Source organism: Mycolicibacterium sp. XJ870 (assembly GCF_053483975.1).
The window spans coordinates 1-23,550 of sequence record NZ_JBEFTI010000001.1; the positions used below are offsets into that span (position 1 = coordinate 1).

Below are 23,550 nucleotides of genomic sequence, written 5' to 3' on the forward strand. Positions count from 1 at the left end.
TGGGCATCGGTTGTGGGTCTGGTCGCGGGCCGAAGTCCGGCGGGATGGGCATCGGTTGTGGGTGCGGTCGCGGGCCGAAGTCCGGCGGGATGGGCATCGGTTGTGGGTCCGGGGCGGGTTGGGGATGCGGTGGATGCGGTGGGTGGGGTGGGTGCGGTGGGTGCGGTGGGTGGGGTGGATGCGGTGTGGGTGGGTTCGGTAGGCAGCTGTTGCCACCGCCGCTGCCGCTGTTGCCGCCGCAGTGGTGGTGGCCCTCGTCGCCGAGGATGTGTCGATGGCCGCCGCCGCCGAGACCGCCGGGGACGTGTCGACGGCCGCCGCCGCGACCGCCGTCACCCCGATCACCGGGGTCCGCGGACGCCACTTGCATCAGGGCAGATGGGGTAACGACAGCGCCGCCGATCCAGAAACCCGCGGCGAGCGCGCAGGCCCCAGCGATGGGTGTGACGCTGCGAATCCACACGATGCCCTCCCGGCGTCAGCCGTGTCCATTCAGGACACGACGAAGATTGAATGGATAAACTGGATGTCGCTATTCGATCACGCAAACTTGCGGTTTGCAGCAGTACCGGAAAGGCACCCGGGTCAACGATTCTGGGCTCAACTCACTTTCGTGAGGGTGAACCCAGTGGTCACAACTCCCGGTACCCCATCGCAGGCCGGACCGTAGTTGCTGACTAACGTGCCCCGCAGAGTGATGGGATCCCATGTGTAGACCTGATCTGCCGGGTAGGTGTTGCCATCGCAGATATCTCCTGCGCGGTTATGCACTCGAAGAATCCACTGGCCGCCTTGGAGGATTGCGTCGCCCTGCACATATCCCTGTTCGCCGACGATATGGGCGACGCACCCTTCGGTTGCACAGTTTGAGGTAACGGTCGCCGTGCCGGGGTCGCCTATCTCGGGCTCATATCTGTAGTTACCGTTGAAGCCTTCGTCGGCGAGCGCTGGGCCCGCAAAAGCGAGACTGAGGCTGGCGACAACTGCGGCTACGGTCACACCTTTACAGATACCCACAGAATTCCCCCTGAATTTCGCGGTTTGAGTGCGGCACGAAATTAAGAGTGTAGTCACATCGGTAGACGACTTGTGGTGCTTCGCGGAAGAAAGGCGCCTACTCGGCGGTGCCTGGCATGGCCGCTTACGGTGCAAGCAAGGCCGGCGTCGAGCAGTTCGCGAATGTCTCGAGAATAGAGGCCGCCCACCACGGCGTGGGTGCCGGCTCGGCTCAGATGTCGCTGGTCGACACCCCCGAGTTGCGCGAAACCCAGTCCAGATCAGAGGATTCGCCGCGTTTGTGGCGGCCCTGCCTGGGCCATTTCTCGGCAGCGTCTCATCCGAGAGATGCACAAAGCGACTAGTTGAGGCGATAGAGCACCGCAAGCGCCGCGTCCATATGCCGAGAGGGGTTGCTGCGGCGCGACGACTCTGCGCAGATTATTCTCGATCTGCTTATCGGGCCGAATATGGATACCGGTCTCATCGAATGAGATCTGAGGTTCTACCGTCTTCGATACCCTCATCATCGAAATCGAGTAGATGCAGGTAAGCGATAGGCCGAGTGCAACGACTACCGTGACCAGTGATAATTGTTTGGCCGCGTTCACTGCCCATATGGCCAACATTACGACGAATACCACCGTGACGGCGTAGCCGAATCTCCTTGAGAACTTTTCCATTTCGCCCCTCGTGCGCGCTTGCAGCGGTGGTATGTATGGTCTGCTCCATGGATGATAAAGCCGACGCAGAGCGGGTTGTCACAGCCAGTCGCGATTTCGCGGCGCCAGCGGCCGACATCTTCGAGTTGATCGCCGACCCCGCCCAGCAGCCGCGTTGGGATGGCAATGACAACCTGGCCGAGGCCCCGGCGGGGCAGCGGGTGCGCGCTGTCGGAGACGTCTTCACCATGAACATCACGCAGGGCAGCGTCCGGGAGAACCACGTCGTCGAATTCGAGGAAGGCCGCCGGATCACCTGGCGTCCTTCAGAACCGGGCAAGGAGCCGCCTGGGCATCTGTGGCGCTGGGAACTCCAACCGCTCGATGACCGCCGCACGCTGGTCACTCACACCTACGACTGGTCGCAGCTCACCGACGAGAAGCGCATGGTGCGGGCCCGCGCCACCACGTCGGAGAAATTGCAGGCGTCCATCGACAGTCTCGGTGAACTAGTCGAGGGTTAGTCGGCGACGCGATGTGCACTCACCGAGACTGAAACCAGGGACAAACTCGGCGCCACATTTGTCCCCCAGTGCAGTTTCGGCGCGGGGCCCGCTTGTTGAAGTTCGCGTGTGAAGCGCTGTGGCGGAAAAACGCGCTGGAGACCGCCACTGCGCTACATACGCGGGTCGGCGACGGCGCCTCAACGCCCCGCGGCGAACTCCCGCAGCGAATCCACCTGCACGGGATCCAGTGAAGGACGGACTGTTTCGCGGGCTTTGGCGACATCGTCCGCGGTGACGTCGGCAGCGTCGATGGAGCGGCGCATGGCCGTCAGCGCCGCTTCGCGCAGCAGTGCCACGCAGTCGGCGGCGCTGTAGCCGTCCAGTTCACCGGCCAAGCTGTCCAGGTCGACGTCGTCGGCCAGCGGTATGGATTTGCCTGCGGTGCGCAGAATCTCGCGGCGGGCGTCGACATCGGGCGGTTCGACGAACACCAGTCGTTCCAGCCGGCCTGGCCGCAGCAAGGCCGGGTCGATGAGGTCGGGCCGGTTGGTGGCGCCGAGGACGACGACGTCACGCAATGGATCGATGCCGTCGAGTTCGGTCAGCAGCGATGCCACCACCCGATCGGTCACCCCGGAGTCGAAGCTCTGTCCGCGCCGCGGGGCCAGCGCGTCGATCTCGTCGAGGAACACCAGTGACGGCGCCGAATCCCTGGCGCGTGCGAACAACTCCCGCACCGCCTTCTCCGACGACCCGACCCATTTGTCCATCAGCTCAGCGCCTTTGACGGCGTGGACGGAAAGCCGCCCGGAGCTGGCCAGGGCCCGCACCACGAACGTCTTGCCGCAGCCGGGCGGGCCGTAGAGCAGCACCCCGCGGGGTGGCTGCACGCCGAGACGGGCGAAAGTGTCGGGATGCTGCAGCGGCCACAACACAGCCTCGGTGAGTGCCTGTTTGGTTTCGACCATGTCGCCGACGTCGTCGAGGGTGATCCCGCCGACCGAGACCTCCTCGGAGGCCGAGCGTGACAACGGCCGGATCACCGTCAGGGCACCGGTCAGATCTTCCTGCTTGAGCACCGGCTCAGCGCCGTCGGCGCTGGCGCGTGCCGCGGCCCGCAGTGCGCCTTCGCGTACCACGGCAGACAGATCGGCTACCACGAAACCCGGTGTGCGGTCGGCGATCTCGCCAAGTTGGAGATCCGCAACCGGAACTCCCCGCAGCAGCACTTCGAGCAACGCCTTACGTGTCGCACCATCGGGCAGGCTCAGCCCGAGTTCCCGGTCGCACAGATCGGGGGCCCGCAACCGCGGGTCGATGCCCTCCGGTACCGCCGAGGTCGCGATGAAGGCCACGCCCTTGCTTGCCACCGCAGTGCGCAGTTCGGTGAGAATCAGCGTCGCCACCGGTTCGGGAGGCCGCTCCGTGCTGGCCGGCAACAGTGCGTCGATGTCGGTGATGAGCAGCACCCCGCCCCCGTCGGTCACGGTCTCCACGGCAGACGCCACGCTCCGTAACCGATCCTCGGCATGCAGCGCACCGACTTCGGGGCCGTCAAGTTCCACGAGCCGCCGCGTCGCACACACCGCGCGCACCATGGTGGCTTTCCCGACCCCGGCCGGCCCGGACACGAGAACTCCGAGATTGGCTGTGGCGCCGAGTGTCTCAAGAAGCTCGGGTTCGTCGAGGGACAGCTTGAGCCATTCGGTGAGCTTGCCCGCCTGCGTGTGGGAGCCTTTGAGATCGTCGAAGCTGACTTTCGGTTCGGTGCGTGAGGAGCTGACAGTGTGCTGGCCGGTCGACGCCGGTTCGGCGGTTTCTATGCCCGCACCCCAGGACACCACTGAATTCGGTTGCACGCTCACGGGTCCCGCGGGATCCACGCCCGTCACCGTCAGGAGTTCGGACGTCCAGGTGATGCCGACCGAGGAGGCCAGCGCGCTGGTGGCCGTCGAGGTCGACGTGCCGGGCCCGAGGTCACGGGGCAGCAGCGACACCGTGTCACCGACCGTCATCACCTTGCCCAGCAACGCCATCCGCAGGGTGGCCGGCGAGATCGACTGAGTGGCCAGGGTCGATCCGGTCACCGCCACCGACCGGGCGCCGTAGACCGTCACCGGTGCCACCAGCACCGTGGTGTTCTCCCGGACCCCGGCGTTGGACAGCGTGACGTCATCGAGCAGCGCGGTGCCCGCGGGCACGCCTGGGCCGGCCACCCCAGCCACCGCCGCAGTGGTCCGCGAGCCGGTCAGCGATACCGCGTCCCACTCTCGAATGCCGAGGGCTGCCAGGGCTTCCGGGTGCAGCCGGACCACGCCGCGGCGGGCGTCGAGCGCCGACGTGTTCAGCCGGGCCGTAAGCCGCAGGTGGCTGAGCGCCGGATCCTCGGGCACGTCGAACTTGGTCACCTCAGCGACCCGGCTTACGCAGGCCCAGGCGCGCTACCGAGCGCCGGTGCGGTTGAGCACGCCGAATCGCACGCCGGGCAGCGCGGCGCTGCTGCGGCTTGGCGTCCCAGGATTCCGGATGGTTGGCTACCCAGTGCTTGGTGCGGATCGCGAACGGTATGTGGATCACGTAGGCCACGATGATCACCATGATCACGATGTAGCCGTAGAACACTGACGCCGCAACCCCGATCGCCACCAGCGCCAGCAAGGGGGCCACCATGTTGGGCGGCACCGCGAACGTGTGGATCTTGCGCATCGGGATGCGGCTGACCACCAGCAGCGAGACGCCGACCATCCAGACGGATATCGCCCATTCCGAGGTCCACCAGCCTTCGCCGAACTGCATCTTGGCCGCCAGCAGGCCGATCGCGCCGATCGCCCCGGCCGGTGCGGGCATTCCGACGAAGTACTCCTTCTCGTACGCGGGCTGATCCACGTCGAGCAGTGCGTTGAACCGCGCCAACCGCAGCACGATGCACACCGCGTACAGCAGCACCACGATCCAGCCGATCCGCGAGTGCGAGAGCAGCGTGCCGTACACGATCAATGCCGGTGCCACACCGAAATTCACCGCATCGGCCAGCGAATCGATCTCCTCGCCCATCTTGGAGGTGGCGTTGAGCATGCGGGCCACCCGGCCGTCGAGTGCGTCGAGGATCGCCGCGACCGCCAAGAACGCCATCGACTCGGTAGGCCGGTCGTCGAGCGCCATCTTGACGGCGCTCAACCCCAGACAGATCGCGGCGACCGTCATCGCGCTGGGCAGCATGCGCACCGTGATCGAGGGGGGACGGATACGGGCCTTGATCATGACGACCTCGCGATCATGGCAACTCCGCGATCATGACAACTCCGCCAGCACGGTTTCCCCGGCCAGCGCTCGCTGACCGCGGGTGACGAGGAGCCTTGCGCCGGCAGGCACGTAGGTGTCCAAGCGGGAGCCGTACCGGATCAGTCCGTAGGTCTCGCCGATCGCGAGCTTGTCGCCGACGTGTGCGTCGCACACGATGCGCCGGGCGACCAGGCCGGCGATCTGCACCGCGATCACGTGGCTGCCCTCCGGGGTCCGGATGACGACGCTGTTGCGTTCGTTGTCCTCGCTGGCCGCCTCGAGCTCGGCCGAATGGAACCGGCCGGGCCGGTGCTGCACGGCGACCACCTCGCCGCCGATCGGGGCGCGCTGCACGTGCGCGTCGAGCACCGACAGGAAGATGCTGACCCGTTGCATCGGCGTATCGGGCAGGCCCAGTTCGGCCGGTGGCACCGCGTCCTGGATGAGGCAGACGAGTCCGTCGGCCGGTGCCACCACCACGCCCGGCCGGACCGGGGGAACCCGGGGCGGGTGGCGGAAGAACGCGGCGTTGGCACCCGCTGCGAGCAGGCCGGTACGTCGCACCCAGCGGCGGTTACGGCCCAGCACGGCAACGGCGAGGCTGGCGCCGACGAACGGCAGGCCGGCCGGATGCATGGGCGGAACGCTGGAGCGCACGAGCGCTGCGAGGCGTTGTGGACCGGATTGGAGATCGGGGCGTCTGGCCATCGGGTGGATTCTACGTGCGCGCCGGGTCGGATCGCTTAGCTCAGGTCCCAGACCGGAACCGACGACCCGGCCGCCAGTTCGGTGACGTCCTCATCAATTTCCAGCAGACAGTTCGCCGAGGCGAGCCACCGCAGATGATGCGAGGCCGGTGGGCCGTAGCTGGTCACGGTGTCCCCGGACAGCACACCCCGGCGGAACTGCCGTTTACCGCGCGGCGAGGTCAGGTCCTCGGTCAACACGGCGGTGCGTCGGGGCCGGCCCGCCCGCGAATGCCCCATGGCCGCGCGCAGCGGTTCCCGGACGAAAACCTCGAAGGACACCAGCGCGCTGACCGGATTGCCCGGCAGTGTGACGATCGGTGTGCCGTCGACGGTGCCCGTGCCTTGCGGCATGCCGGGTTGCATCGCGACCTTGACGAACTCCACCTGCTCGGCGAGGGAATCTTTCACCACCTCGTACGCGCCGGCGCTGACCCCGCCGGTGGTGATGATCAGATCGGCGTCGCGCGTGTGCTCGGTCAGGGTGGCGCGGAACGTTTCGACGTCGTCGCCGGACATCGTCGAGGCGACGACGTCCGCGCCGGCGTCCCGGACCGCGGCGGCCAGCATCACCGCGTTCGACTCGTAGATCTGCCCGGGCTGCAACGGGGTGCCGGGCGCGACCAGCTCGGTACCGGTCGACATCACCAGCACCCGCATGCGCGGCACCACCGGCAACTCCGCCAATCCCAGTGCGGCCGCCAGACCCAACGCGGCCGGGGTGACCAGTTGGCCGGCCCGCAGCACCGCGGTGCCTGCCGTGACATCCTCGCCGGCCCGCCGGACATGCTGACCCGGCTTGGCCGCCGCGCGGATCGTCACGGTGTCGACAGCCCCGTCGGTGGCCTCCACCGGCACCACCGCGGTAGCGCCCGACGGCAGCGGTGCACCCGTCATGATGCGGTGTGCGGTACCGGGTTTCAGGGTGAGCGGGTCGGTGCGGCCGGCCGGGATGTCCTCGGCGACCGGCAGCGAAACGGGTGCAGACGCCGTAGCCCTCTCAACGTCCTCGGCGACGACGGCGTAGCCGTCCATGGCCGAGTTGTCGAATCCCGGCAGTGACAGCGGTGCGACGACATCTGCAGCCAGCACCAGGCCAAGCGTGTCCGCGAGCGGCAACTTCTGTGGCGCACGGGGTTTGATCAACCCGGCGACGACGCTCCGATGGTCCTCGACGGTCCGCATGACTACACCGGGAAGCTGACGCCGGTCAGCTCCTCCGACACCGTCCACAGCCGGCGCTGAATATCCGGATCATGGGACTGCTCACTCGAATTCACGAGTTTCGGGTGGCCACGAAGTTCCCGGAAACCGTCCGGGCCGTAGTACTGGCCGCCGCGGACACCAGGATCAGTCGCCGCCCGCAGCGTGGCCAGTGCGCCCATCGTGGGGCTGTTGGTCACGAGGCCCGCCAGCTGGGCGAAGCCGGGCAGCCCCGACCCGGGGATGTGGCGCATGAGCTCGGTGTTCGAGATGCCGGGGTGGGCAGACACGGCGATGGTCGGCTTTTCCGCGGCAGCGAGGCGGCGCTGGAGCTCGTAGGTGAACAACAGGTTCGACAGCTTGGATTGCCCGTAGGCGGCGACGCGATTGTAGCTGCGTTCCCACTGCAGGTCATCGAAGTGAATGCCCGCCTGGATGCGGTGGGCAATGCTGGCGACCGCGACCACGCGCGACCCGTCGACCGGCAGCAGGTGGTCGAGCAGCAGCCCGGTCAGTGCGAACGCCCCGAGGTGATTGGTGCCGAACTGCAGCTCGAACCCGTCGGCAGTGGTCTGCTTGGGCGGGTACATGACGCCGGCGTTGTTGATCAGCAGGTCGATCTGCTGGTACGCGGCTTTCAGCTCGTCGGCTCCGGCGCGGATCGAGTCCAGCGAGCCCATGTCCAGCGCCTGCAGCTTCAGGTCGGCCTTCGCGTTGGTCGCTTTGATCCGGTCGACGGCTTCACGACCCTTGTCCAGGTTGCGCACGGCGATCACGACGTGTGCGCCTTTGGCGGCCAGCACTCGCGCGGTCTCGTATCCCAGCCCGGTGTTCGATCCGGTGACGATGGCGACCCGGCCCGTTTGATCGGGGACGTCGGCCTCGGTCCACTTGGTGCTCATGATGACGAACATACGGAACGGCGATGCTGGACGGCACCCCGGCGGCATAGCAGTCTGGAGCCATGCGCGCACTGCTGGCGACCTTACTGACCGTGCTGCTCTGCGTGAGCGGCTGCTCATCGAATGACGACGCGTCGAACGGTGGTGCCGCGGATCCGTTGTCCGCGTGGAACGACACGCAGGCCAAGAAGTCGATCACCGAATTCGTCGATCGGGTCACCACCCCGGATACCGCCGATTTCGTGGCGGAGCCCGATCGCGTCGCCGTCTTCGACAACGACGGCACCCTGTGGACCGAGGCGCCGGTGCCGTTCCAGGCGGCGTTCGTGTTCGACGAACTCAAACGCCGCGCACCGCAGGAGCCCGCGCTGGCAGCTGATCCGATGGTGCAGGCGGCCCTGAAAGGGGATGTGGCGACCCTGCTGGCCGGCGACCGCCACGACGGACTGTTGCACGTGCTGGCACTCACCCATGCCGGTATGACCACCGATGAGTTCGACAAGCGGGTGACCGACTGGATGGCGAGCGCAAAGCATCCCCGGTTCAACCGGCCGTACGACCAGCTGACCTATGAGCCCCAGCAGCAGCTCCTGGACTATTTGCGGGACAACGGCTTCCGCACCTTCATCGTCTCGGGTGGCGGGGCGGATTTCATGCGCACCTTCTCCGAGCGCGTGTACGGAATCCCGCCGGAGCAGGTCGTCGGATCCACCGGCACCACCAGATTCGAGATGCGCGACGGCTCACCGGTGCTCGTCAAGACCCTGGACTACGTCTTCGTCGACGACAAGGCCGGTAAGCCGTCGGGTATCCACGAATTCATCGGCAGGAGGCCCATTCTCGCGGTCGGCAACAGCGACGGTGACCAGGCGATGCTGGAGTACACCACGATCGACAACCCGCAGCCCAGCCTGGGGGTGCTTGTTCATCACACCGACGCCGAACGCGAATACGCCTACGACACAAACCCGCCCGCCACCGGCAAGTTGGTCACCGCGCTGCAGGAAGCAGGGCCGGCCGGATGGACCGTCGTGGACATGAAGAACGACTGGAATACGGTGTTCGCCCAGTGAATCTGGTCGATCCGGCGTATCCGCCCAGCCGCAAGGCGCCTCTCGTGTGGGCGCTCGGGGCGGCCATTCCGTGGGCGATGCTGGTGCTCGCGCAACTCGTGTGGCTCGCGCTCGGTCGGCAGCCGCTGTGGTGGCACGCCCTGGCCGCGGCCGTCACCGTGCTGGGCATCGTGATGTTCGTCGTGGTGGTTCCGATCTGGCGATACCGGGTGCACCGCTGGGACATCAACGTCGACACCGGGACCCCCGCGGTGTACACCCGCACGGGGTGGCTGGTGCAGGAGCGGCGCATCGCGCCGATCTCCCGGGTGCAGACCGTCGACACCTACCGCGGCCCGCTGGACCGGCTGTTCGGCCTGTCCAACGTGACGGTGACGACTGCGTCGTCGGCGGGCGCAGTCCGGATCATCGCGCTGGACGCTGAAGTGGCCGATCGGGTGGTGGCCCAGCTGACCGACATCGCCGCGATCGGTGAACAGGACGCGACGTGACCGAACCGGCCTGGCAGCGGCTCAGCCCGCGCATGCTGCTGGTGCACCCGGTGCACGAGGTACTGCAGCAGCTTCCGCTGCTGATCGGTTCGGTGGTGCTGGGTTCGGCGACCGGCAACCCACTGTGGACGGTTGCCGCGATTGCGCTGACGGTCGCGTTCGGCTTGGCGCGGTGGTTCACCACCACCTACCGCATCGAGCCCGGGGAGGTGCAGCTGCGCACGGGCGTGCTGCAACGAAAAGTACTGTCGGTGCCGCGCAACCGGATTCGATCCGTGTCCACCGATGCGCGGCTGTTGCACCGGGCCATGGGCTTGACGGTGCTGCGGATCAGCACCGGGCAGGAAGCCAAGGGCGACGCCGAGTTTGCGCTCGACGCCGTCGAGGCCGAACAGGTGCCGAGGCTGCGCGCGATCCTGCTCGCCGACGCGGTCCCGGTCGCCGATGCACCGGCGGGTCGGGAGTTGGCGCGCTGGCAGCCGGCCTGGCTGCGTTACAGCCCGTTGAGTTTCACCGGGCTCGCCATGATCGCCGCGGCGGTGGGCCTGGTGTATCAAGCGGGAGCCGGTGCGGTACTTGGTGATTCGCGGCTTGCGCAGTCCGGCCTGGATCTCGCTGAGCGGCTGGGCGTGTTCCTCAGCGTGACCATCGGGGTGGCGGTCGTCGTCGCACTGTCGGTCGTGCTGTCCGTAATGCGATCACTGGTGACATACGGAAATCTGGTGCTCAGACGCGATTCCGACGTACTGCACCTGCAGCACGGGCTGCTGCGGGTGCGAGAAAACACCTACGACATGCGGCGGCTGCGGGGTGGCACGCTGCGTGAGCCGCTGCTGGTTCGGTTGTTCGGCGGGGCCCGGCTGGACGCGGTGATGACCGGGGTCGGCGGGCAGGGCGAGGCGTCGCTGCTGCTGCCGCCGTGTCCCGCCGCCACCGCCACGACGGTGCTGGCCGACCTCATCGACCAGCCCGACGCGGTGACCGGCCCGCTGCACCCACATGGCCCGGCTGCGGTGCGTCGACGCTGGACCCGGGCGCTCACTGTGCCCGCCGCTGCTCTGGTGGCATTGCTCGCGGTCGGGGTTCCGGGCTGGGTGTGGGTGCTGTGGGCGGCAGGGACCGTGGCTGCAGTCCTGCTCGCCGCCGACCGGGCCCGGGCACTGGGCCATCGGGTCGATTCCGGCTGGCTGGTGGCGCGGGCAGGCAGCCTGGAACGTCGTCGGGACTGCCTGCAGGCCGCCGGCATCATCGGCTGGACCGTGCGGCAGACACTGCTGCAACGCCGCGCCGGGGTCGCCACCCTGATCGCGGCGACCGCCGCGGGGGAGAAGCGCTACCAGGTGATCGACGTGCCCGCCGCCCAGGCGTGGTCGATCGTCGCGGCGGCGTCCCCGTGGGCCGCCGACAATCAGTGGGGCACGAGTTGCGCTGAAACCTCCGGCGTTTAGTGTCGCTGCATGGCTATCGGTGGTGTGCTGTTCGACATCGACGGTGTGCTGGTGACTTCCTGGCAACCCATCGCCGGTGCAGCTGAAACCTTGAAAGTGCTGGCCGACAACCAGGTCGCCTGCTCGTACCTGACGAACACCACCACGCGTACCCGGGCGCAGATCGCCGACCTCCTGACCGCGGCAGGCATGAACGTTGCTGCCGACGAGGTGATCACCGCCGCGGTGCTCACCGCCGACTACGTGCGCGACCGGTATCCCGACGCGCGGTGCTTCCTGGTCAACAGCGGGCAGATCGGCGAGGACATGCCAGGCGTCGACGTCGTTTACTCAAGCGATTTCGATGGACCCAAAGCACCCGAAACGCCCGACGTGGTGCTGCTCGGCGGGGCGGGACCGGAGTACAGCCACCTCACCCTCAGTTGGGTCTACGACTGGATGGCGCAAGGCGTGCCCGTCGTCGCCATGCACCGCAGTACCGCATGGAACACCACCGACGGCCTGCGCGTCGACACCGGGATGTACCTGATCGGCATGGAGGAGACCTCCGGTCGCAAAGCGATCGCCGTCGGCAAGCCTGCACCGGAGGGATTTCTGGCCGCGGCCAACCGGCTCGGCGTCGACCCCGACGAGATGTACATCGTCGGTGACGACCTCAACAACGACGTGCTTGCCGGCCAGGTGGTCGGCATGACCGGGGTGCTGGTGCGCACCGGAAAATTCCGCCAGGACACGCTTGACCGTTGGGCCACAGACGAATTCGCGATGCAACCCAACCATGTCATCGATTCGGTCGCCGACCTGCCCGCATTGCTGGGCCTCTAAGCGCTGAGGCTGCGGACCGCCTCGATGCGTTCCTTGAGCTGATCGGTGGTCGCAGCCGCCACCGGTGGCCCGCCGCAGATCCGGCGCAGCTCGTTGTGGATCCAGCCGTGTGGCTTGCCGGTGCGGTGGTGGGCGATCGTCACCAGTGCGTTGAGCTCGCGGCGCAGATCGCGCAACTGCCCGTGGGTGGTGCGCGCTGGTGGCGGACCACCAGCCTCGGCCGCGGCGGCGGTACGCCTGGTGATCTGTTCATCTTGCCTGCGCCGCAACAGGTCTCGCATCTGCTGGGCATCCAGCAGGCCCGGGATGCCCAGGTAGTCCGCCTCCTCGTCGCTACCGGCCGGGGTCGCGGTGCCGAACGAGGATCCGTCGAAGATGACCTGATCCAACTCGGCATCGGCGCCGAGGGATTCGAACCCGTTCTCCAGCTCGCCCTTCTCGTCCTTGCGCTTCTCGGCAGCTTCGAGCGCCTCGTCGTCGAGCCCGTCGGACTCCCGATGCGGCTTGCCCAGCACGTGGTTGCGCTGGGCCTCCATCTCGCTGGCCAGCAACAAAAGGTTGGGTACCGAGGGCAGGAAGATGCTCGCGGTCTCGCCGGCGCGGCGGGAACGCACGAACCGGCCGATGGCCTGGGCGAAGAACAGCGGCGTGGACGCACTCGTCGCGTACACACCGACGGACAGGCGTGGCACGTCGACGCCCTCGGAGACCATGCGCACTGCCACCAGCCACGGGCTGGTGGCCGCCGAGTATTCGCTGATCCGGTCCGACGCACCGGCATCGTCGGAGAGCACCACCGTGGGCACCTCGCCGGTGATCGTGGTGAGCAGGTCGGCATAGGCGCGCGCCGTGGTCTGGTTGGTGGCGATGATCATGCCGCCGGCGTCGGGCACGTGCTGCCGTTTCTGCTGCAGCCGCTTGTCGGCTGCGGCGATGACCGCGGGCATCCACTCGCCGGCCGGGTTCAGCGCGGTGCGCCAGGCGCGGGCGGTGTGCTCGGCGGTCAGCGGCTCGCCGAGGCGTGCGGCATGCTCTTCGCCTGCACTGTCGCGCCAGCGGGCCTCGCCGGAGTAGGCCAGGAACACCACCGGGCGGACCACGCTGTCGGCCAACGCCTCGGAGTAGCCGTAGACATGATCGGCCTTCGATCGTTGGAAACCGCTCTCGTCGGGCTCGTAGTTGACGAACGGGATCGGGCTGTCGTCGCTGCGGAACGGGGTGCCGGTCAGTGCCAGCCGGCGGGTTGCATCGCCGAAAGCCTCACGGATCGCGTCGCCCCAGCTCTTCGCGTCACCGCCGTGATGGATTTCGTCGAAGATGACCAGTGTCCGGCGGTTCTCGGTACGCACCCGGTGCCGGGCGGGGTGGCTTGCCACCTGGGCGTAGGTGACGACGACGCCCTGGTACTCCGCCGAGGTCTGCGAATTGGAGTTGCTGAACTTCGGATCGAGCGCGATGCCGTTACGCGCGCCCGACTCCGCCCACTGGATCTTGAGGTGCTCGGTGGGCACCACGACGGTGATCGCGTCGACCGTGCGGTCGTTGAGAAGCTCGGCGGCGATGCGTAGCGCAAACGTCGTCTTGCCCGCGCCGGGCGTGGCCACCAGCAAAAAATCGCGAGGTTTGGTCGTCAAATAGCGCACCAGCGCTTTACGCTGCCAGCCCCGCAATGCCTGGGTGCTGGGCGCTGCATCAGCCCGCACCCGAGGACTCCTCTCAGTCGAGATGCAGTCTAGGCCAGGGAGTTACGTCAGCGCATCTCTGCCCAAGCGGGCCGGGCGTGTCGTCAGACGAAGAAGTTGTCGTTCTTGATGAACCATTCGGCGCGTTCGTCGTCGGACAGGTCGGCGAGCTGGGCGAAACCCTCGAAATACGCCTCCCGCGGGGCGCCCGGAGCAAACAACATCAACAACGATGCCTGCGCGTCGGCCTCATTGCGAAACCCGTGGATGCCCCCCGGCGGGACGTACAGAAAATCGCCCTGATTGCCGTCCGTCCAATCCTTGCCGTCGTAGAGCCGGACCGTCCCGGACAACACGAAGAACGCCTCGGACATGGCGCGGTGAAAATGCGGGCCGGGGCCGCCGCCCTGCGGGCTGATGTCTACCCGGTAGAGGCCGTAGTCGCCGTTGGTCTGCTGCTGATTGGCCAGATAGTGATACTTGACCAACCCGAACGAGTCGTGGTCGGCCGGCTCGTCACCACGTCTGACCCAGGCGCTGACCTCCGGTTCCTCTTTGGTGTAGCGGGCCGGGGGATATGGCGGCACGACTAGCGACACGTCGCTCAGCCTAGCCGCGTTCCGCCTACCGCCCTGACGTCGAACTCGACGAGACGCCGACCGGGAACGTCACCCCGGTGAGTTCCTCGGACACCGTCCACAACCGGCGCTGCAGATCCACGTCGTAGGACTGCGGGCTGGACGCGACCACCACGGGGTTGCCGCGCTGTTGTGCGACGTGGTCTGGCCCGTAGTACTGGCCGCCGAAGACGCCGGGATCGGTGGCCGCCCGCAGAGACGGCAGCGCGCCCATGGCAGCGGTTTGGCCCAGCAATGGAGCGGCGACGGTCAGTGCCGGCTGAAAGGCCGACGGCAGATTGCGGGCGAGTTCGGTACTGGAGAAGCCGGGGTGGGCGGCCACGGCAATGGTCTTGCCGCGGGGTGCGAGCCGACGCTGCAACTCGTACGTGAACAGGAGGTTGGCCAGCTTGGACTGCGAATAGGCGCCCATCCTGCTGTAGCTGCGCTCCCACTGCAGGTCGTCGAAATGGATGGCCCCGCCCATCTTGTGGCCGTTGCTGCTGACGGTCACCACCCGGGCGCCGGGTACATCGAGCATGGCGTCGAACAGCAGCCCGGTCAGTGCGAAATGGCCGAGATGGTTGGTGCCGAACTGCAGCTCGAAGCCGTCGGCAGTGGTTCCCTTGGGGGTGGTCATCACGCCCGCGTTGTTGATCAACAGGTCGATGCGCTGGTGCTTGGCCTTGAGTGAGTCGGCCGCCGAGCGGATAGAGGCCAGTGAAGTCAGGTCAAGTTCCTGCACCTCGACGGCGCCGCTGATCTGGGCGGCGGCCTGCTTGCCCTTGTCGAGGTTGCGGACGGCAAGCACGACGTGGGCGCCCTTGGCGGCGAGTGCCTTGGCGGTCTCGAGTCCGAGGCCCGTGTTGGCGCCGGTGACGACGGCGAGGCGACCGGACTGATCGGGAATGTTGGCGGTGGTCCATTTGGTCATGAGAGACTCCTGGGAGGGTTAAACGGGGCAGGCGCTCCGGTTGTGTTCGACTATACGGAACGCACGCCCCGTTTTGTCAATGGTCGTTTGTGAGGTGATGTCGATGCGCGCCGATGCGGCTCGTAACCGTGATCGGGTGCTGCAGGTTGCCTACGAAACGTTCGCGGCCGAGGGGCTTTCGGTGCCGATCGACGAGATCGCCCGCCGGGCCGGGGTCGGTGCGGGCACGGTCTACCGACACTTCCCCGCCAAGGAGGATCTGTTCCGGGCCGTGATCGCCGAACGGATCCGAAGCATCGTCGACGAGGGCCGCGCCCTGCTGGCCGACGAGGATCCCCGGGAGGCGCTCTTCTCTTTCCTGCGGTCCATGGTGTTGCAGTGGGGCGCGGCCGACCGTGGTTTGGTCGACGCCCTTGCCGGTCTGGGGATTGACGTCAACAACGTGGTGCCGGAGGCGGAGGGCGAGTACCTCGCGGTGCTCGGTGACCTCTTGCGGGCCGCGCAACAGGCGGGCGCCGTGCGAAGCGATGTCACCGTGCCCGAGGTCAAGGCGCTGATGGTCGGCTGCCAGGCCATGCAGACCTATAACGCCGACGTGGCCGAGCGCGTGACGGACGTGGTGTTCGACGGATTACGGACCGCTACCGCCTGAGGGCCCCGGCGCGAACCTTGCACTCGCACTGCCCGAGTGCTAAGAATGCAGTTGGCACTCTCGATCAGTGAGTGCTAGGTCGGGACGGTGAGACCGGGGCCGCACCTGCGGGAGCACACCCAGTCGTCCGTCGCGGGCACTGCGCCCGGCCAACAAGACGTGCATCCCCTATCCGGAGGAATCACTTCGCAATGGCTAAGACAATTGCGTATGACGAAGAGGCCCGTCGTGGCCTCGAGCGGGGCCTTAACGCCCTCGCCGACGCGGTAAAGGTGACGTTGGGCCCCAAGGGTCGCAACGTCGTCCTGGAGAAGAAGTGGGGTGCCCCCACGATCACCAACGATGGTGTGTCCATCGCCAAGGAGATCGAGCTGGAGGACCCGTACGAGAAGATCGGCGCTGAGCTGGTCAAAGAGGTCGCCAAGAAGACCGACGATGTCGCTGGCGACGGCACCACCACCGCCACCGTCCTCGCTCAGGCTCTGGTTCGCGAAGGTCTGCGCAACGTCGCGGCCGGCGCCAACCCGCTCGGCCTGAAGCGTGGCATCGAGAAGGCCGTCGAGAAGGTCACCGAGACGCTGCTGAAGTCGGCCAAAGAGGTCGAGACCAAGGAGCAGATCGCTGCCACCGCCGGCATCTCCGCCGGTGACCAGTCCATCGGTGATCTGATCGCCGAGGCCATGGACAAGGTCGGCAACGAGGGTGTCATCACCGTCGAGGAGTCCAACACCTTCGGCCTCCAGCTGGAGCTCACCGAGGGCATGCGCTTCGACAAGGGCTACATCTCGGGCTACTTCGTCACCGACGCCGAGCGTCAGGAAGCCGTCCTGGAGGATCCCTACATCCTGCTGGTCAGCTCGAAGATCTCGACCGTCAAGGATCTGCTGCCGCTGCTGGAGAAGGTCATCCAGTCCGGCAAGCCGTTGCTGATCATCGCCGAGGACGTCGAGGGCGAAGCCCTCTCCACCCTGGTGGTCAACAAGATCCGTGGCACCTTCAAGTCTGTGGCCGTCAAGGCCCCGGGCTTCGGTGACCGCCGCAAGGCCATGCTGCAGGACATCGCCATCCTCACCGGTGGTCAGGTCATCAGCGAAGAGGTCGGCCTGTCCCTGGACACCGCTGACGTCGCGCTGCTGGGCACCGCCCGCAAGGTCGTCGTGACCAAGGACGAGACCACCGTCATCGAGGGTGCCGGCGACGCCGACGCCATCCAGGGCCGGGTGGCTCAGATCCGCAGCGAGATCGAGAACAGCGACTCCGACTACGACCGCGAGAAGCTGCAGGAGCGCCTGGCCAAGCTGGCCGGCGGTGTTGCGGTGATCAAGGCCGGAGCTGCCACCGAGGTGGAGCTCAAGGAGCGCAAGCACCGCATCGAGGACGCCGTTCGCAACGCGAAGGCTGCCGTCGAAGAGGGCATCGTCGCCGGTGGTGGCGTGGCTCTGCTGCAGTCGGCTCCGTCGCTGGACGAGCTGAAGCTCACCGGTGATGAGGCCACTGGCGCCAACATCGTGCGTGTCTCGCTGTCGGCCCCGCTCAAGCAGATCGCCTTCAACGGTGGCCTGGAGCCGGGTGTCGTCGCCGAGAAGGTGTCGAACCTGCCTGCGGGTCACGGCCTGAACGCCGCGACCGGCGAGTACGAGGACCTGCTCAAGGCCGGCGTCGCCGACCCGGTGAAGGTCACCCGCTCGGCGCTGCAGAACGCGGCGTCCATCGCGGCGCTGTTCCTCACCACCGAGGCTGTCGTCGCCGACAAGCCGGAGAAGTCGGCCGCACCCGCGGGCGACCCGACCGGTGGCATGGGCGGCATGGACTTCTAAGTCCCGCTTACGAAAAGGCCCCGGCTCGCTTGGCGAGCCGGGGCTTTTTCTTATTTCGACCTACGCCGAGCGTGCGGTTTCATACCCGACGCGCCGTGTTGGGCGGATGAGAGCGCACACTCGCGGCCAGGAGCCTGTGGATAAGCACCTCAGGGCCGGGCTGTTGTGTCGTCTTGCGATGCCACTGTCCGGTTATGCAAACCATCCGATGGCCGTTTCTCGCAGCGGAAGAGCTGGACGCCGGGGCCTTGACTTTCCGTGAGCTGCGCCGTTTCCACGCCGGGATCTACCCGGGTGTTTGGGCACCACGGGGCGTCGAGTTGTCGCCGCAACAGCGTGCCTGTGCGGCGTGGCTATGGTCGAGGCGTGAGGGCGTGATCGCCGGCCTGTCGGCATCGGCGACGTTGGGGGCCAAGTGGATCGATGCCGGCACATCCGCCGAGCTCATCCACACAAATCGGCGTCCGCCGCCACTGATCGCCGTCAATGCCGACACATTGCTGCCCGGCGAAACCGCCACGATCTCCGGCCTACCCGTGACGACGCCGGCCCGCACGGCATTCGATCTCGGCAGGCGGCTCGGACTGGAAGCGGGAGTTCAGCGCATCGACGCGCTGATGAACGCCACCGACGTCGACGGCGGAGCCGAATCACCGTATGAATCGTTGACCCGTCTTCTCCTGGTGCAGGCGGGTTTTCCCCGGCCCGAAACCCAGATCCGTGTCCTCGAGGACTACGGATGTGTGGTCGCCCGGATCGATATGGGTTGGCGCGAGTATCGCGTCGGCGTCGACTTCGAAGGCGCCCATCATTGGACCGATCCCAAGCAGCGGTCGAAGGACGCCGAGCGCTTCACCAGACTCCCCGAGCTGGGGTGGATGGATTTCAAGCTGACCAGTGGGATGCTGCACTACGAGCCGCAACGGTTTCTTGATCGTGTGGGCGAGGCGCTGATTTCGCGCGGCTGCCCGAAGACCTGGTGAGCGTGCGTTCTCATACGCCTGCGGCGGCGCGTTGCGGATGAATCCGCACACTCGGCGCCGAGGGGTCAAAGCTCAGTTCTCGGAGAGCACCACGCAGTCGTTGGTCCCCGGCGCCGCGGCCCGGCTCGACGCTTTCCGGTGCAGAACCGCACGGCTTGGCACGACCTGCTGCGTTTCGTCGTCGCCGGCCGCGGGTTGACCTCGACCGTCGACGATCAGCGAGTAGCCACCGGGTTTTCGCGGCGGCCAGATGAGGGTCACCTCGTCGTGCAGCGCGAGATTGCTGCGGGTGTGGCCGCCGACGGGACCGACGTCGATGACGCCGTCGACCATCTGCGGCTCAACCGCTACCGTGTGCGCGTGGTAGCTGTCGTCGACGGTGACGAGGTAGGCGAACGTGTAGTCCGTCAGCTTGGCAGCCAGCTGGTTGAGATCCACTTTCACGCTCATGTCGTGAGAATAGTTCCGTTTCGGCAGTGCGGTGCCGGACCTGTCAGACCGGTGCAGATTGCCGGCCGCGGACCAGCCGGCCGGGCCTTGCGGCGGTCGGCACGCCATTCTCGGCGATGACTTCACCGGAGACGATGGTCGCGACATAGCCGTCGGCGGTCTGGTCGAGGCGCCGGCCGCCCGCAGGCAGGTCGTGTGCGACGACCGGCCGGTGTAACCGCAGTGCCGCGTGATCGATGACGTTGAGATCGGCCTTGTATCCCACCGCGATTCGACCGCGGTCGCCGAATCCTGCGACGCGGGCCGGGATGGACGTGAGTTGCCGCACGGCGTCCTCGACACTCAGCCGGCCGCTGGCCCGCTCCCGGACCCAATGGGTCAGCAGGTAGGTGGGGAAGCTGGCATCGCAGATCATCCCGTAGTGCGCGCCGCCGTCGCCGAGGCCCAGAACGACGTCGTCGCGGCGGATCAGCTCGGCGACGGTGTCGAGCGAGTTGTCCCGGAAGTTGGCCAGGGTGACCAGCAGCATGGCGTGCCCGTCGTCGTCGAGCAGGCGGTCGTAGGCCTCCTCGAGGGGGCTGACGCCGCGGGCCTGTGCCCGGGCCCCGATGGACTTCGTTGGGTCTGGCTCATAGTCAGGTGGGTCGGCCAGCGGGTACATGTAGTCCCAGGCTTGCACCGCGAACAGCAGCGGGTGCCCGTCGCTGGCCGGTAAATCCGACAGAATCCGTTGACGCACTTCGGGTTTGCGCATTTCGACAACACGGTCCGCGAGTGGCAGGTGGGCGATCTCGCGGTAGCTGGGGTACAGCGCGAACGGATTGCCCGACAGTTCCAGACCGAGCACCAAGCCGATGGGTCGGGGGAAGATCTGCGCCGTGACTTGAGGACCGTCGGCTCCGGCATTCTGGTTGGCCTTCTCCACCATCGTCAACGCGTCCATGAAGAACGGTGGCCCGGCGTTGCCGATCGCGAGCGTGAAGGTGACCGGTAGACCCACGTCGGCGGCGACGTCGAAAACCGTCTGCAGTGCGGGTTCGTAGTCACCGGCGACCAGGTCGGGCACGAACTGGATGAGCCCACCGCCGGCATCGTCGACGCCCCGGGCGATCGCCTCGATTTCGGCGTAGTCCGCGTCGTAGCTCGGAATCGGTTGGCCGCTTTCAGTTTTGTGGATGGTCAGACGCGACGACGCGAATCCCAGAGCGCCGCACTGTACGGCCTCGGCGGCGAGTTTGCGCATGAGCGCCAGGTCTTCGGGAGTGGCGGGTTCACGGTCGACGCCGCGCTGACCCATCACGTACACCCGCAGCGGCGAGTGCGGCAGATACGCGGCCACATCGATATCGAGATGTCGTGACGACAGGGCGTCGAGAAATTCGGGGAACGTCTCCCAGGTCCACGGGAGGCCGTCCACCATGACGACCCCCGGGATGTCCTCCACGCCGGCCATCACGTCGACGAGCACGTCGTGGTCGCCCACGCGGCACGGTGCGAACCCGACCCCGCAGTTGCCCATCACAGCAGTGGTGACCCCGTGCGCCGATGACGGGTTGAGCCGATCGGACCAGATCGCCTGCCCGTCGTAGTGGGTGTGCAGGTCGACGAATCCCGGGGTGACCAGTAATCCGGTGGCGTCGATCTCGCGGGCGCCCGATTCGGGCACCGATCCGACCGAGACGATCACGCCGTTCTGCATGGCGACGTCGCCGATGTAAGGTTCGCCGCCCAGCCCGTCGACGATCAGGCCACCGCGGATGCACACGTCGTAGCTCATCTGACCAACGTACGACGATCTGTCGGTGCCCCGTGCCAGGATCGACCGCGTGATCGATCATTTCGGAATCAACTGTGCCGACTTCGCGAAGTCGAAGGAGTTCTACGACACGGTCCTGGGGGTGCTGGGCTACACCCGGCAGCTGGATTACGGCGTGGCCATCGGCTACGGCAAGGACGGACATCCGGCGTTCTGGATCGCCGACGCCGCCGCCAATGGCACAGCCGAAACCAACCGGGAAATCCACGTGGCCTTCCACGCTTCCGGTGTCGAGGCCGTCCAGGCGTTCTACGACGCCGCGTTGAAGTTGGGTCTGGAATCGCTGCACGCGCCCCGGGTGTGGCCCGAATATCACCCGGGCTACTTCGGCGCGTTTGTCCGCGACCCTGACGGCAACAACGTCGAGGCGGTGTTCCACGGGGCCGCGCCGCAATAACTGCTACAGCGTGGTGATGGCCTCGATCAGCCAGGTGCCGTCGACCTTGCTCAGGTTGACCTGGATCGCGAGCGCGGCTTGCGTGCGGGTGCCATTGCCGGTCGACGCCGTCGCCTGGTCGACGAAGGTCAACACCTGAGCTTTGTCGGCGGACAGGCCTTCGACTGCCGCCTTCCGGATGGTGGACGTCTGCGTGACGCCGTTGGACCTCGCGATGGAGACCTTCGACTGCATCATGTCCCGGTAGTTGTCCACCGCCTGGCCGGTCAACAGGGTGGCGTTGTCGTCGACGTCGGCGTCGTCGGTTTGCGGCGTGTAGCTCAGAATCTTCTCGACATTGACGGTCACGACGTCGAGAACCTCGTCGCGGGCGTTGGTCTGGTTGGCGACCAGTTCCGGCGCAGGCCGGCTCTTGTCGACCAGTTGCCAGGTGCCAAGGCCGAGCGCGACCACTATCCCGACGATGAGGCCGACCACCAGCAGCACCGAACCTCTTCCGCGCGCCATCAGTCCACGAACTCCAGCTTCGAGGCCTTGTATCCGTCGCCGACGCTGACCACGGTTACCGCCAGCCGCTGAACCGCGTCCTGGCGTGGCGCGTTGGTGTTCTCGGTGGTCCTGGTGTCGATGCTGACCAAAACCACTGCCTCGTCGGACGAGAACGATTCGATGCCGGCTCCGGTGACCGTTCCGTCGGCCTTGGTGCCGTCGGCGACGGCCTTCTGCTTCAGCTGCGCCGCATCCTTCTGGAGCTCGTCGTGCAATGGTCCTGTCGACCCGTCGAGTAGCGATGGGATGTCGGCGTCGACCGAGTCGGCGCTCACGGTGACGTAGTTGAGCCCGAAATCCCTGGCCGCTTCGACGTAGGGCTGCCACTGTGGAGTGGTGCTCGCCGCCGGGGCGCTGCGGCCGAACTGGGTGACCGCGAAACCGATCGCGAACACCAACAACACCGCGAGCACCGCCGGAATGAGAACCGTTGTGGGGCGGCGCTTCTGCGCAGGACGAGGCTGCAAAGTCGGTGGCGTGCTCGACCATGCCGCAGCAGGTGGCACGCTGATGGACGGGCTACTGCCCGGTGGCGCGACAGTGGGCGGCATGACCATCGGACGGGGCGGCGGTGGCGGCGGATCAGGCGGGCGTACCCGCTCGACGGGCTTGGCCGCGACGGTCGCGACGGCGGCAAAGGCGCGAGCGAGGTCCTCGCAGCGCGGGTACCGCGCGTCCGGCTCCTTTGCCAGCCCTTTCGACAGGACGGCGTCGAGGTGGGCGAGCTCCGGACGGGATTCGCTCAGGCGCGGCGGCGATTCGTTGAGATGCTTGCTGATGACGACTGCGGGGTTGGAGTGATGGAACGGCGAGCGCCCGGTCAGAAGATGAAAAGCGCTGGCCGCCAAGGCATATTGGTCCGCCCGTCCGTCAGTCGCTTGTCCCAGCAGCTGTTCGGGGGCGGCGTAGGCCATCGAACCCACGGCCATGTTGGTGGCGGTGAGGCCGCTGATGTCGTCGGTGCGGCGCGCAACGCCGAAGTCCGCCAGCAGAATTCGGCGCTGGGCGCGAGTAGCGTGATCGGGTTGGGTGAGCAGGATGTTGGAGGGCTTGACGTCACGGTGCAACAGGTTGCGGGCATGCGCGTAATCGAGGGCCTCGGCGATCGCGGTGACGATCTCGATCGTCTCGCGCAGCGGCATGCCCCTCGGGTGATGCTCCCGGACCAGCCGCGATGCGTCGGTGCCGTCCACGTAATCCATGGCGATCCACAGTTGGCCGTCGGTCTCGCCGCGATCGTGCAGCCCGACGATATGGGGATGCCACAGGCCGGCTGCGATATCGGCTTCGCGGTTGAACCGCTGCCGGTATTGCGTGTCGGAGGTCAACGACTCGGGCAGGATCTTCAGCGCATCCTGGCGGGGGAGCCGGGGATGTTGCGCCAGATAGACCTCGCCCATGCCGCCGGTGCCGAGCAAACGTTGAATCGTGTACCCGGCGAACACGTCCCCGGTGTTCAACGGCATGGCCGTGATAGTAGCGGGCAGCAGGCACCAAGCTGACGCGAGTAGCGTCGGCA

General features: G+C 66.9%; 24 protein-coding genes. 10 read left to right on the forward strand and 14 right to left on the reverse strand.

All coding sequences use genetic code 11. From position 1 onward, the window contains the following. On the reverse strand, positions 1 to 336 hold a 336-nt coding region (locus ABQF30_RS00005; RefSeq protein ID WP_448459944.1), incomplete at its 3' end, for a hypothetical protein. A 264-nt stretch (positions 337 to 600) separates the two neighbouring features. Then, positions 601 to 999, reverse strand: coding sequence for a hypothetical protein (locus tag ABQF30_RS00010; RefSeq protein WP_448459946.1), 399 nt, complete (start codon positions 997 to 999; stop codon positions 601 to 603). A gap of 134 nt (positions 1,000 to 1,133) precedes the next feature. On the opposite strand from ABQF30_RS00010, the gene ABQF30_RS00015 reads away from it, so the two are divergent. Further along, the gene (locus ABQF30_RS00015; protein ID WP_448459948.1) at positions 1,134 to 1,361 is read left to right on the forward strand and encodes a hypothetical protein; all 228 of its coding nucleotides are present in this window, start codon (positions 1,134 to 1,136) and stop codon (positions 1,359 to 1,361) included. A gap of 365 nt (positions 1,362 to 1,726) precedes the next feature. Then, positions 1,727 to 2,182 carry an SRPBCC family protein gene (locus tag ABQF30_RS00020; protein WP_448459950.1) on the forward strand — a complete coding sequence of 152 codons (456 nt, stop codon included), beginning with the start codon at positions 1,727 to 1,729 and terminating at the stop codon, positions 2,180 to 2,182. Positions 2,183 to 2,361: 179 nt separating this feature from the next. On the opposite strand, the gene ABQF30_RS00025 is transcribed toward ABQF30_RS00020, so the two are convergent. From ABQF30_RS00025 to ABQF30_RS00045, 5 genes are read right to left on the reverse strand one after another with little or no spacing between them, the layout of a single operon-like run. After that, positions 2,362 to 4,572 (reverse strand): AAA family ATPase, encoded by a 2,211-nt coding sequence (locus ABQF30_RS00025; protein ID WP_448459952.1) that lies wholly within the window; start codon positions 4,570 to 4,572, stop codon positions 2,362 to 2,364. Between the two features lies 1 nt (position 4,573). Continuing rightward, positions 4,574 to 5,425: a CDP-diacylglycerol--serine O-phosphatidyltransferase gene (gene pssA / locus ABQF30_RS00030; RefSeq protein WP_448459954.1), complete on the reverse strand. Its 852-nt coding sequence runs from the start codon at positions 5,423 to 5,425 to the stop codon at positions 4,574 to 4,576. A gap of 30 nt (positions 5,426 to 5,455) precedes the next feature. Further along, positions 5,456 to 6,154, reverse strand: a complete 699-nt coding sequence (locus ABQF30_RS00035) for a phosphatidylserine decarboxylase (RefSeq protein ID WP_448459956.1) — start codon at positions 6,152 to 6,154, stop codon at positions 5,456 to 5,458. A gap of 35 nt (positions 6,155 to 6,189) precedes the next feature. Then, the gene (gene moeA / locus ABQF30_RS00040) at positions 6,190 to 7,377 is read right to left on the reverse strand and encodes a molybdopterin molybdotransferase MoeA (protein ID WP_448459958.1); all 1,188 of its coding nucleotides are present in this window, start codon (positions 7,375 to 7,377) and stop codon (positions 6,190 to 6,192) included. A 2-nt stretch (positions 7,378 to 7,379) separates the two neighbouring features. After that, positions 7,380 to 8,297, reverse strand: a complete 918-nt coding sequence (locus tag ABQF30_RS00045) for an SDR family NAD(P)-dependent oxidoreductase (RefSeq protein WP_448459960.1) — start codon at positions 8,295 to 8,297, stop codon at positions 7,380 to 7,382. Between the two features lie 62 nt (positions 8,298 to 8,359). On the opposite strand from ABQF30_RS00045, the gene ABQF30_RS00050 reads away from it, so the two are divergent. From ABQF30_RS00050 to ABQF30_RS00065, 4 genes are read left to right on the forward strand one after another with little or no spacing between them, the layout of a single operon-like run. After that, positions 8,360 to 9,370 (forward strand): HAD family hydrolase, encoded by a 1,011-nt coding sequence (locus tag ABQF30_RS00050; RefSeq protein ID WP_448459962.1) that lies wholly within the window; start codon positions 8,360 to 8,362, stop codon positions 9,368 to 9,370. After that, positions 9,319 to 9,861 (forward strand): PH domain-containing protein, encoded by a 543-nt coding sequence (locus ABQF30_RS00055; RefSeq protein WP_448459964.1) that lies wholly within the window; start codon positions 9,319 to 9,321, stop codon positions 9,859 to 9,861. Before ABQF30_RS00050 ends, ABQF30_RS00055 begins: the two co-directional genes overlap by 52 nt. A 32-nt stretch (positions 9,862 to 9,893) precedes the next feature. Next, complete coding sequence (locus ABQF30_RS00060) at positions 9,894 to 11,309, forward strand: PH domain-containing protein (protein ID WP_448463314.1); 1,416 nt, start codon at positions 9,894 to 9,896, stop codon at positions 11,307 to 11,309. A gap of 9 nt (positions 11,310 to 11,318) precedes the next feature. After that, a complete protein-coding gene (locus ABQF30_RS00065; protein ID WP_448459966.1) occupies positions 11,319 to 12,134 on the forward strand; it encodes an HAD-IIA family hydrolase in 816 nt (271 codons plus the stop codon). Here the strand turns inward: ABQF30_RS00065 and ABQF30_RS00070 are convergent. The 3 genes from ABQF30_RS00070 to ABQF30_RS00080 form a co-directional block, all read right to left on the reverse strand. After that, a complete protein-coding gene (locus ABQF30_RS00070; protein ID WP_448459968.1) occupies positions 12,131 to 13,837 on the reverse strand; it encodes a DEAD/DEAH box helicase in 1,707 nt (568 codons plus the stop codon). The genes ABQF30_RS00065 and ABQF30_RS00070 overlap by 4 nt on opposite strands. A gap of 83 nt (positions 13,838 to 13,920) precedes the next feature. Further along, on the reverse strand, positions 13,921 to 14,415 hold the full coding sequence (locus ABQF30_RS00075; RefSeq protein ID WP_448459970.1) for a cupin domain-containing protein: 495 nt from the start codon (positions 14,413 to 14,415) through the stop codon (positions 13,921 to 13,923). Positions 14,416 to 14,440: 25 nt separating this feature from the next. Further along, on the reverse strand, positions 14,441 to 15,367 hold the full coding sequence (locus ABQF30_RS00080; RefSeq protein ID WP_448459972.1) for an SDR family NAD(P)-dependent oxidoreductase: 927 nt from the start codon (positions 15,365 to 15,367) through the stop codon (positions 14,441 to 14,443). Positions 15,368 to 15,470: 103 nt separating this feature from the next. Between ABQF30_RS00080 and ABQF30_RS00085 the strand changes: the two genes are divergently transcribed. The 3 genes from ABQF30_RS00085 to ABQF30_RS00095 all read left to right on the forward strand — a co-directional run bounded on the left by ABQF30_RS00085 (position 15,471) and on the right by ABQF30_RS00095 (position 18,819). Next, positions 15,471 to 16,019, forward strand: a complete 549-nt coding sequence (locus ABQF30_RS00085) for a TetR/AcrR family transcriptional regulator (protein WP_448459974.1) — start codon at positions 15,471 to 15,473, stop codon at positions 16,017 to 16,019. A gap of 191 nt (positions 16,020 to 16,210) precedes the next feature. Beyond that, positions 16,211 to 17,836 (forward strand): chaperonin GroEL, encoded by a 1,626-nt coding sequence (gene groL, locus ABQF30_RS00090; RefSeq protein WP_448459976.1) that lies wholly within the window; start codon positions 16,211 to 16,213, stop codon positions 17,834 to 17,836. Between the two features lie 194 nt (positions 17,837 to 18,030). Then, positions 18,031 to 18,819 carry a putative endonuclease domain-containing protein gene (locus tag ABQF30_RS00095; RefSeq protein WP_448459978.1) on the forward strand — a complete coding sequence of 263 codons (789 nt, stop codon included), beginning with the start codon at positions 18,031 to 18,033 and terminating at the stop codon, positions 18,817 to 18,819. A gap of 72 nt (positions 18,820 to 18,891) precedes the next feature. Here ABQF30_RS00095 and ABQF30_RS00100 read toward each other — a convergent pair whose 3' ends face one another. Next, entirely contained in the window at positions 18,892 to 19,269 is a 378-nt protein-coding gene (locus tag ABQF30_RS00100; RefSeq protein WP_448459980.1) for a pyridoxamine 5'-phosphate oxidase family protein, read from the reverse strand. A gap of 43 nt (positions 19,270 to 19,312) precedes the next feature. Beyond that, positions 19,313 to 21,046, reverse strand: a complete 1,734-nt coding sequence (locus ABQF30_RS00105; RefSeq protein ID WP_448459982.1) for an N-acyl-D-amino-acid deacylase family protein — start codon at positions 21,044 to 21,046, stop codon at positions 19,313 to 19,315. Between the two features lie 49 nt (positions 21,047 to 21,095). On the opposite strand from ABQF30_RS00105, the gene ABQF30_RS00110 reads away from it, so the two are divergent. Continuing rightward, complete coding sequence (locus ABQF30_RS00110; protein ID WP_448459984.1) at positions 21,096 to 21,482, forward strand: VOC family protein; 387 nt, start codon at positions 21,096 to 21,098, stop codon at positions 21,480 to 21,482. A gap of 3 nt (positions 21,483 to 21,485) precedes the next feature. On the opposite strand, the gene ABQF30_RS00115 is transcribed toward ABQF30_RS00110, so the two are convergent. After that, positions 21,486 to 21,989 carry a hypothetical protein gene (locus ABQF30_RS00115; RefSeq protein ID WP_448459986.1) on the reverse strand — a complete coding sequence of 168 codons (504 nt, stop codon included), beginning with the start codon at positions 21,987 to 21,989 and terminating at the stop codon, positions 21,486 to 21,488. Further along, positions 21,989 to 23,497 (reverse strand): serine/threonine-protein kinase, encoded by a 1,509-nt coding sequence (locus tag ABQF30_RS00120; RefSeq protein ID WP_448459988.1) that lies wholly within the window; start codon positions 23,495 to 23,497, stop codon positions 21,989 to 21,991. Before ABQF30_RS00120 ends, ABQF30_RS00115 begins: the two co-directional genes overlap by 1 nt. Positions 23,498 to 23,550: the final 53 nt, after the last annotated feature.

Coding starts and splice junctions, on each gene's coding strand:
- ABQF30_RS00055 (WP_448459964.1), top strand. CDS start 9,319: ATGGACCGTCGTGGACATGAAGAACGACTGGAATACGGTGTTCGCCCA.
- ABQF30_RS00080 (WP_448459972.1), bottom strand. CDS start 15,367: ATGACCAAATGGACCACCGCCAACATTCCCGATCAGTCCGGTCGCCTC.
- ABQF30_RS00120 (WP_448459988.1), bottom strand. CDS start 23,497: ATGCCGTTGAACACCGGGGACGTGTTCGCCGGGTACACGATTCAACGT.
- ABQF30_RS00105 (WP_448459982.1), bottom strand. CDS start 21,046: ATGAGCTACGACGTGTGCATCCGCGGTGGCCTGATCGTCGACGGGCTG.
- ABQF30_RS00015 (WP_448459948.1), top strand. CDS start 1,134: ATGGCCGCTTACGGTGCAAGCAAGGCCGGCGTCGAGCAGTTCGCGAAT.
- pssA (WP_448459954.1), bottom strand. CDS start 5,425: ATGATCAAGGCCCGTATCCGTCCCCCCTCGATCACGGTGCGCATGCTG.
- moeA (WP_448459958.1), bottom strand. CDS start 7,377: ATGCGGACCGTCGAGGACCATCGGAGCGTCGTCGCCGGGTTGATCAAA.
- ABQF30_RS00045 (WP_448459960.1), bottom strand. CDS start 8,297: ATGAGCACCAAGTGGACCGAGGCCGACGTCCCCGATCAAACGGGCCGG.
- ABQF30_RS00095 (WP_448459978.1), top strand. CDS start 18,031: ATGCAAACCATCCGATGGCCGTTTCTCGCAGCGGAAGAGCTGGACGCC.
- ABQF30_RS00050 (WP_448459962.1), top strand. CDS start 8,360: ATGCGCGCACTGCTGGCGACCTTACTGACCGTGCTGCTCTGCGTGAGC.
- ABQF30_RS00035 (WP_448459956.1), bottom strand. CDS start 6,154: ATGGCCAGACGCCCCGATCTCCAATCCGGTCCACAACGCCTCGCAGCG.
- ABQF30_RS00115 (WP_448459986.1), bottom strand. CDS start 21,989: ATGGCGCGCGGAAGAGGTTCGGTGCTGCTGGTGGTCGGCCTCATCGTC.
- ABQF30_RS00100 (WP_448459980.1), bottom strand. CDS start 19,269: ATGAGCGTGAAAGTGGATCTCAACCAGCTGGCTGCCAAGCTGACGGAC.
- groL (WP_448459976.1), top strand. CDS start 16,211: ATGGCTAAGACAATTGCGTATGACGAAGAGGCCCGTCGTGGCCTCGAG.
- ABQF30_RS00085 (WP_448459974.1), top strand. CDS start 15,471: ATGCGCGCCGATGCGGCTCGTAACCGTGATCGGGTGCTGCAGGTTGCC.
- ABQF30_RS00020 (WP_448459950.1), top strand. CDS start 1,727: ATGGATGATAAAGCCGACGCAGAGCGGGTTGTCACAGCCAGTCGCGAT.
- ABQF30_RS00060 (WP_448463314.1), top strand. CDS start 9,894: ATGCTGCTGGTGCACCCGGTGCACGAGGTACTGCAGCAGCTTCCGCTG.
- ABQF30_RS00065 (WP_448459966.1), top strand. CDS start 11,319: ATGGCTATCGGTGGTGTGCTGTTCGACATCGACGGTGTGCTGGTGACT.